We start from the raw sequence: 1,656 nt of genomic DNA, 5'->3' as shown, positions 1-1,656 counted from the left end.
CTCGGTGAATCGTGATCCTGGGACATTAATTACTTATATCGGGTATCTATTGCTCGCAATCGGGATGTTTGGAGTATTAATCGTGAAAACGGGTCGTTTTGCTGCTTTGGGTGAGAAACTCAAATCGATCAAAGCCAAAAGTACCGTAGCAGCTTTGGCAGCTGTAGTTTTGGTGATGTTCAGTTCAACCAATGCAATCGCTGCGGATGATGAAAATCCAGTTATCAAAGTAGCAAAAGGGTTCGATAAAGCCCATGCCGATAAATTCGGTCATTTGATCGTCCAAGATGCCAGTGGACGTATGAAGCCGATGGATACCCTCAGCCATGAGATTTTAGCAAAACTCAACCGTAACGACACCTTTTTAGGCTTGACCTCAAATCAAGTTGTGTTGGGGATGATGCTCCGTCCCGATGCTTGGCGTGAGATTGCTATCATCCGTACGGGAGACAAAGAGGTTAATAAACTGATCGGTCTCCCCGAAACTGCCAAAACAGCGGCATTTTCACAGTTTTTTGAAGCACCGGATGAAATTTCAGGATACAAACTGGCTCAGTTAGTCGATGAAGCGAATCGTAAAGCACCCGGTAAACGGGATAAATTTGACAAAGCACTCCTCAGTGTCGATGAGCGTGTGAATGTCGCTTATATGGTTTATACGGGATCATTGGTCCGTATGTGGCCGAAACCTGCCGATAAAAACCACAAATGGGATGCAACCATCGAAGCGTTGCAATCACTAAGCCCGAAAGAGTCTGAAATCGTCCGTCTTTTGGCTATCGGTTATTTCGGCTCTATCGATGAAGCGATGAAAAGCGGTGATTGGAAAAAAGCGGATGAAGCATTAGGCCGTATCGATAAGTACCAACGTTTTGTGGGTGCGAGTGTTTACCCGAGCGATACGAAGGCTAAAGTAGAGATTCTCTATAACAAAGTAAATATTTTCGAACAACTATGGCCTCTGTATTTCGTAGTCGGGTTTACACTCTTGATCTTGTCGTTTATCAAAATCATCAAACCCGCTATCCGTGCGGAGTGGTTGAGTAAAGTCTCTTTTGCCCTTTTGGTTCTTTTCTTCGTTGCTCATACCGCTGGACTTGCAATGCGTTGGTACATTTCAGGACACGCACCGTGGTCGAACGGATATGAGTCGATGATCTATATCGGATGGGCGAGCGTATTGGCAGGGTTTATCTTCTCTAGCCGCTCTGTAATGACGATGGCGGCTACGGCGATCATGACAGGGCTTATCCTCTTTGTCGCTCATCTTAACTGGATGGATCCACAGGTGACAAACCTCGTTCCCGTTCTCCAATCGTACTGGCTCAGTATTCACGTTTCCATGATTACGGCGAGTTACGGTTTCTTAGGACTGGGAGCGTTACTAGGGATGATTACTCTCATCCTCTTTATCCTTAAAAAATCTGAGAATTCAAGACGTCTAAATCTAGCAATCAAAGAGCTTAATGCGATTAATGAGATGAGCCTTATCATCGGTTTAGTTCTCCTCACGGTCGGAAACTTCCTTGGGGGTGTTTGGGCAAATGAGAGCTGGGGACGTTACTGGGGATGGGATCCGAAAGAGACATGGGCATTGGTGACGATTTTGGTTTACGCTGTTGTTATCCACTTGCGTATGATCAAAGGTGCCTATAG

1 protein-coding gene is annotated in these 1,656 nt (G+C 45.5%); it reads left to right on the top strand.

What is annotated here, in order from left to right; genetic code table 11:
* Positions 1–82: 82 nt before the first annotated feature.
* A partial coding sequence (locus WA010_RS10315) for a cytochrome c biogenesis protein (RefSeq protein ID WP_422557029.1) occupies positions 83–1,656 on the top strand: 1,574 nt, incomplete at its 3' end.

Origin of the sequence: Sulfuricurvum sp. (genome assembly GCF_049305995.1) — a bacterium.
In the GTDB taxonomy this organism is placed as follows: Bacteria; Campylobacterota; Campylobacteria; order Campylobacterales; family Sulfurimonadaceae; genus Sulfuricurvum.
The sequence above is the reverse complement of the archived record's forward strand: the minus strand, read 5'-3'. Positions and strand labels throughout refer to the sequence as shown.